Annotated in this window: 8 protein-coding genes; all 8 read left to right on the plus strand. The window is 60.7% G+C overall.

Annotated features, from left to right (window positions below; all coding sequences use genetic code 11):
* The coding region (locus NIM87_RS18400; RefSeq protein ID WP_254676216.1) for a thermonuclease family protein at window positions 1-400 on the plus strand (400 nt) is incomplete at its 5' end.
* 172 nt (window positions 401-572) lie between these two features.
* Window positions 573-734: a hypothetical protein gene (locus NIM87_RS18405; protein WP_254676217.1), complete on the plus strand. Its 162-nt coding sequence runs from the start codon at window positions 573-575 to the stop codon at window positions 732-734.
* A gap of 237 nt (window positions 735-971) precedes the next feature.
* A complete protein-coding gene (locus NIM87_RS18665; RefSeq protein ID WP_269468144.1) occupies window positions 972-1,802 on the plus strand; it encodes a FecR domain-containing protein in 831 nt (276 codons plus the stop codon).
* A gap of 20 nt (window positions 1,803-1,822) precedes the next feature.
* Window positions 1,823-2,491, plus strand: a complete 669-nt coding sequence (locus NIM87_RS18415; RefSeq protein ID WP_254676218.1) for an SOS response-associated peptidase — start codon at window positions 1,823-1,825, stop codon at window positions 2,489-2,491.
* A gap of 105 nt (window positions 2,492-2,596) precedes the next feature.
* Window positions 2,597-4,123: an IS21 family transposase gene (gene istA / locus NIM87_RS18420; RefSeq protein WP_254676219.1), complete on the plus strand. Its 1,527-nt coding sequence runs from the start codon at window positions 2,597-2,599 to the stop codon at window positions 4,121-4,123.
* On the plus strand, window positions 4,113-4,892 hold the full coding sequence (istB, locus tag NIM87_RS18425) for an IS21-like element helper ATPase IstB (protein WP_254676220.1): 780 nt from the start codon (window positions 4,113-4,115) through the stop codon (window positions 4,890-4,892). The genes istA and istB overlap by 11 nt, the downstream gene beginning before the upstream one ends.
* 208 nt (window positions 4,893-5,100) lie before the next feature.
* Entirely contained in the window at window positions 5,101-5,337 is a 237-nt protein-coding gene (locus NIM87_RS18430; RefSeq protein ID WP_254676221.1) for a hypothetical protein, read from the plus strand.
* 381 nt (window positions 5,338-5,718) lie between these two features.
* Window positions 5,719-5,877: a sunset domain-containing protein gene (locus tag NIM87_RS18435; RefSeq protein ID WP_254676222.1), complete on the plus strand. Its 159-nt coding sequence runs from the start codon at window positions 5,719-5,721 to the stop codon at window positions 5,875-5,877.
* Window positions 5,878-5,919 lie beyond the last annotated feature (42 nt).

Genomic DNA, 5,919 nt, shown 5'->3' on the forward strand with positions numbered 1-5,919 from the left:
CCAGCCAATCTCCGCGCACGATCAGGTCCTGTGTGCGAGAGAGCGTCGCTACATCAGAAGCGTTGTCGGCAGGATCATTGTTGGCGAAAAGCGGGTCGTAGTCCTGGGCAGCACCCACAGCCTCCACCGCTCAATCGCAGAGGGCACTTTTTCCGCAAACGGTGTTCGCAGTTCTATAGAGGAATGGCGCGGCCGGGCTGAGGTTGAACTGGCGCACCGGGCCAGCCGACGCCTGCTCGAACTGCTCAACCAGAACGCGTTCACTGTCGCGACCCATGGCGATGATCGATATGGCCGGACGCTGGCGACTATCAAGATTGCCGGTCGAGACGTTGGCGATATCCTGATCGATGAGGGCCTGGCGCGCCGCTGGCCCGATGGACCGGAGTTTTGGTGCTGAGTGGCCAAATCGACCTAGGGTGACACATGCCATTCTCGCCCACGCCCCGCAGTTCAGGACATAGCTTGTTGGCAGGTCTCTCTCTGGTGCGGAATCCCGATCACAATTGGCCGCACCCTGAAACCACCCGCTGCATTGACAGTTTGGACTCCATCAACGCTTGGAGGACAACATGCGGACAATTGCACAAAAGCGTGCACGTGCGAAAAAAATGAAGGTCGCCGCCGGGCTATTGCTGGTAGCTGCAGTGTTCACCCCGAAACTGGATAACCTCACATTGCCGTCGGTACCGTTTCCGTTCGTGACCACAGCGATAGCGGCGGAAATCCAGTAAGGGCGGCCCCGGCCCCGCCACCTGACAAGCGTCAGCGCACCGTCAGCAATTGCGCCCTGCCGGCGCAATGCCGCCGCAGAGCTAAGGGGATGGTATCTCCCGCTGCAATTGGAATTGTTTAGTTAACTCTCGGCAAAGCACGCCCGTCGCAAGCCGATCACATCCCACTTGGACGTAACACTCGATTAATTCTCTCGACTGAACCTGAGCACAAAAGCAGAGGGGGATGTTCACGCCATGAAACTAAAAGCACTCAACACCGTTATTGCCGCCGCTACGCTGGCCTTGACCTCTGCCAATATCGTGCTGGCAGACGATTGGGTCGCTGAAAGACTGCGCGGCTCGGTGCTCATTCTGAAAGGCGACCAATGGGCTCCGCTGGAGCGAGGCGATGTGGTGTCAGATGCCAGCTACGTCAAAACGCTAGGCAATGGGCGGGTCGAATTCACCCGAGGTGATGAGAAGGTGGAAATGGCGGGGCATACAATGATCCAGATCATTGATGGCACCAGGTCAAAATTCACCAACGTGCACCAGCATTATGGCACGGTGACCGTGGAAGCAGAGAAGAGGAACGTGAACCACTTTGCGGTGGTCACACCCTTGGTGGCGGCTATCGTCAAAGGCACGCAATTTGTCGTTCAAATTGGCAGTGCAGGCGCAAGCGTCTCGGTTGACCGAGGGACGGTGGGTGTTTCTGATCCAAGGTCAGGCAACAGCACTGAAATTTCTCCCGGTCAGGGAGCAAGCGTATCTCCCAGTGGCCAGTTCAAGGTCACATCAGAAGCGGGTGTGGAACTTCCTCTGATCCGTCAGTCAGGCCCTGGTGTCAGAGCAACTGAACAGTCCGATAGCGGAAGTGCGGTTGGCGCCGCGGCCAGTGCATCTCAGGCAGGCAATGCTGTCGCAAGCGAGGTTGGCCACGCTGCCGCCTCAAGCGGCGCCAACGAGATTGGGGCAGACAATAGCGGCAATGCAGTAGGAAGCGGAAACGCAGGTGGCGCTGCCAATGCCGGCAACAGTGATGTTGCCGCTGGCAACGGAGGTGGTAGAAACCGAAAGGACTGAATCTACGCTAAACGGGAACGATGTGCGGACGCTTCACCAATGAAATGACCTGGGCAGGGCTGCACGCGCTCTACAAGCTCAGCGATGAAATGTTTCCAACTACGCCGCCCAGCAATATGCAGCCGCGGTTCAATATCGCGCCCACCCAAGACGTCGATTTCGTCCCCCTCGACAAGGTCGGAAACATGGAGCTCGACCGGGGCCGGTGGTGGCTGGTGCCGTTCTTTGCCAAGGAATTGCCCAAGGCGACGATGTTCAATGCCAGGATTGAGACCGTCGACACGTCGGGCGCTTTCCGCGAAGGCTTCAAGTCCCGCCGCTGCCTGATCCCGGCCGATGGCTATTTCGAGTGGACCAAAAACGAACTGGACGGCGGCAAGGATCCGTGGCTGCTGCAGCTGCCCGAGGGCGCACCCTTCAGCTTCGCCGGCATCTGGGCGCATAATGACAATCTGGGGGTCACCAGCTGCACCATCATCACGGCCCCGGCCGTGCCGGAGATCGAGCATATTCACACCCGCATGCCGATCATCCTGGCGCCAGAAGCTTACGGCACCTGGCTCAATACCGACCTGCAGGGCAAGGACGCCAAAGCACTGCTGCTCGATGCCCAGATCGACAGCCAGCCTGAATTCCACCGGGTCGCCCGGGCGGTCAACTCCAGCCGCTACGAAGGCACCGACTGTTGAATGTCACCGAGATCTGACCCGTTAGGGGCATAAGTTTTCACTGAGAAATGACCCATGTTTTGATCGTCCCCTGGCTGTTAGTCGGGGGATCCAGGAGTGATCGACATGGCGTTATTGAGCGTAATCCGACGCTGGCATTTTCGTGAGGGAATGCGGATCCGGGAGATCGAGCGGCGCACGGGATTGTCGCGCAACACCATCCGCAAGTATCTGCGATCCGACACGGTGGAGCCTAGGTTCAAGGTGCCTGCACGTCCCAGCAAGCTGGACGCGTTTGCCCAGAAGCTCTCCGATTGGCTGCGCGTGGAAGCGGGTAAATCGCGCAAGCAGCGGCGCACGGCCAGGCAGATGCACCGCGATCTGGTGGTGCTGGGCTATGAGGGCTCCTATGAGCGCGTCGCAGCGTTCGTGCGGGCCTGGAAGACCGGGCGGCAACAGGAGCAGCAGACCACTGGGCGCGGCACCTTCGTGCCCTTGGTGTTCGGTGCAGGCGAGGCCTTCCAGTTCGACTGGAGCGAGGACTGGGCCATTCTGGGCGGCGAGCGCACCAAGCTGCAGGTGGCCCATACCAAGCTGTCGCATAGCCGGGCCTTCATCGTGCGGGCCTATCTGCTGCAGACCCACGAGATGCTGTTCGACGCGATGACCCAGGCGTTTCGGGTTCTGGGTGGTGTGCCCCGTCGCGGCATCTTCGACAACATGAAGACCGCCGTCGACCGGATCGGCTCGGGCAAGGCTCGGCAGATCAATGCCCGGTTCGCGGCCATGGCCAGCCATTACCTGTTCGAGCCCGAGTTCTGCAATCCCGCTTCAGGATGGGAAAAGGGTCAGGTGGAAAAGAACGTGCAGGATGCCCGCCGGCGTCTGTGGCAGCCACTGCCCAGCTTCCCTGACCTCGGTGCCCTGAACGCCTGGCTCGAAGAGCAGTGCATCGCCCAATGGAACCAGATCATACATGGCGGTCTTCCGGGCAGCGTCGCCGATGTGCATGCCGGCGAGATCGGGAGCCTGATGGCATTGGGGCGGCCCTTCGATGGCTTTATCGAACAGACCAAGCGCGTCTCCCCGACGTGCCTCGTGCACTTCGAGCGCAATCGCTACAGCGTGCCGGCCTCGTTCGCCAACCGGCCGGTCAGCCTGCGGATTTACCCCGAACGGATCGTCGTCGTGGCCGAGGGTCAGATCCTGTGCGAGCACGCGCGCATTATCGAGCGCTCTCATCACCAGCCGGGACGCACGCTCTATGACTGGCGGCACTATCTGGCGGTGATCCAGCGCAAGCCCGGCGCCCTGCGCAACGGGGCGCCGTTCGTTGATCTGCCCGAGGCGTTCCGTCGCCTGCAGGGCCACCTGCTCAAACATCCAGGCGGCGATCGGGAAATGGTCGAGATCCTGGCGCTGGTGCTGCATCACGACGAGCAGGCGGTCCTCAGGGCCGTCGAGATCGCGCTCGAGGCCGGCGTTCCCACCAAAACCCATGTGCTCAACCTTCTGCACCGCCTGGTCGATGGCAAGGCCAGCCAGGTGGCTGCCATTGATGCGCCGCAGGCCCTGGTCTTGCGCCAGGAGCCCAAAGCCAACGTTGCCCGCTATGACACGCTGCGCGGCAAGGATGTTCGCCATGCGTCATGACCCTGCCAGTGCCGCCGTTATGGTCATGCTCCGCAGCCTCAAGATGCATGGCATGGCCCAGGCTGTGGGTGAGCTGCTCGAACAGGGCGCGCCCGCCTTCGATACCGCCGTGCCGATCCTGTCCCAGCTGCTCAAGGCCGAGCTCGCCGAGCGGGAGGTCCGGTCCATCGCCTATCATCTCAAGGGGGCCCGCTTCCCCGCCTATAAGGATCTGACCGGCTTCGACTTCGCCGCCAGCGAGATCAATGAGGCCATGGTCCAGCAGCTTTACCGCGGCGCGTTCATCGAGGGCGCCGACAATGTGGTGCTGATCGGCGGCCCAGGCACCGGCAAGACCCACATCGCCACCGCGCTCGGCATCCAGGCGGTGCAGCACCACCACAAGAAGGTTCGCTTCTTCGCCACCGTTGACCTCGTCAACGCCCTCGAGCAGGAAAAGGCCTTCAACAAGGCCGGTCAGTTGGCCGAGCGCCTGCTGCGCCTCGATCTGATCATCCTCGACGAACTGGGCTATCTGCCGTTCAGTCCGTCAGGCGGGGCGCTGCTGTTCCATCTGCTCAGCAAGCTCTACGAGCAGACCAGCGTTGTCATCACCACCAACCTCAGCTTTAGCGAATGGGCCGGCGTGTTCGGGGACGCCAAGATGACCACGGCGCTCCTCGATCGGCTCACCCATCACTGCCATATCCTGGAGACCGGCAACGACAGCTTCCGCTTCAGGGCGAGCGCTGCGGCACCCAAAACACGAAAGGAAAAACCCACCACTTGACCATCCCCGCAGCGCGGGAAACTATCGTCCAACCGGGTCACTTCTCGATGACAATCCCGGGTCAGATCCTGGCGACAATCAACAGCATGGACCATGCGCGTGCCAGCACCTCCCGCCAGTTGGGCAGAAGGATCATGGTTTCACCTTTTAATGTTGTGAATTGCAGAATCCCGTCCGGGCGGCTCTATGGTCCGGTCGGAGGTAAGCAGTGATTTTTCAGGTTATCGATCTGCGGTCGGAATTGGTCACGGCGCAGGTGACGGTCGAAGCATCGTCGCCAGAAGATGCAGCGCGTCAGGTTCTCGGTATCGAGGTCTATCGTGCCACGCTGCGCCGCGACCCCGCTGCAAGGGTCTATTGGGATACAGCCAGCGGCAAGAACATGGTCAGGCTTTATGCAAAGCTCGCGGAGACTTCTCCGGAGACAGGGGCGGGAGCTGCGTGAACCGCCTCGGGACTTTCTACGGTTTCACCTATTGATGTTGGGATTGCGTGAAGCTCCCTGCCGTGGCTCAATGGCCCAAGCTGGGGGATGTCAGATGCAGGTAACCGTGTTCATTTCAGACGCGCGGAAAGGCGAAGAGCCTACCCTGCTCGTGCTGCCATATGGACCTGAAGCAGCAGTCCCCCGCCATCTACGAGGACTGGAGTGGCGGCACCTGGCGATCACGTCGTCTGGAGACAAGTTGTTGGGCGCGGCGGACACTAAGGTTGAAGCCGGAATAGCAGAGCATGGATATGCTTTGGTGAAACCGACGGGCTAGAAGTGCCCTCGTTCTTGCTCCCCACGGTCTGACATGGTTTTGTTCCAATACCGGGGGACAACATGACCAAACTCGCCATCGCCGTCGCCATTCTGGCGCTCACCATTGCACCAACCGCCCCCCAACAAGGCGAATGCAATATCAAGGGCAACGTCAGCACGCGGGGTGAGAAAATCTATCACATGCCAGGCCAGCGCCACTACGACGACACCCGCATCTGAGCTGCTGCCGGTTCGGTGGACACGAAGTTAGGCTAGCTTAGC

The sequence above is a fragment of the Devosia ureilytica genome (assembly GCF_024273195.1).
Taxonomy (GTDB): domain Bacteria; phylum Pseudomonadota; class Alphaproteobacteria; order Rhizobiales; family Devosiaceae; genus Devosia; species Devosia ureilytica.

Excerpts from the sequence above, each read along its gene's own strand:
- NIM87_RS18415 (WP_254676218.1), top strand. The coding sequence starts at position 1,823 with ATGTGCGGACGCTTCACCAATGAAATGACCTGGGCAGGGCTGCACGCG.
- NIM87_RS18665 (WP_269468144.1), top strand. The coding sequence starts at position 972 with ATGAAACTAAAAGCACTCAACACCGTTATTGCCGCCGCTACGCTGGCC.
- istB (WP_254676220.1), top strand. The coding sequence starts at position 4,113 with ATGCGTCATGACCCTGCCAGTGCCGCCGTTATGGTCATGCTCCGCAGC.
- NIM87_RS18405 (WP_254676217.1), top strand. The coding sequence starts at position 573 with ATGCGGACAATTGCACAAAAGCGTGCACGTGCGAAAAAAATGAAGGTC.
- NIM87_RS18435 (WP_254676222.1), top strand. The coding sequence starts at position 5,719 with ATGACCAAACTCGCCATCGCCGTCGCCATTCTGGCGCTCACCATTGCA.
- istA (WP_254676219.1), top strand. The coding sequence starts at position 2,597 with ATGGCGTTATTGAGCGTAATCCGACGCTGGCATTTTCGTGAGGGAATG.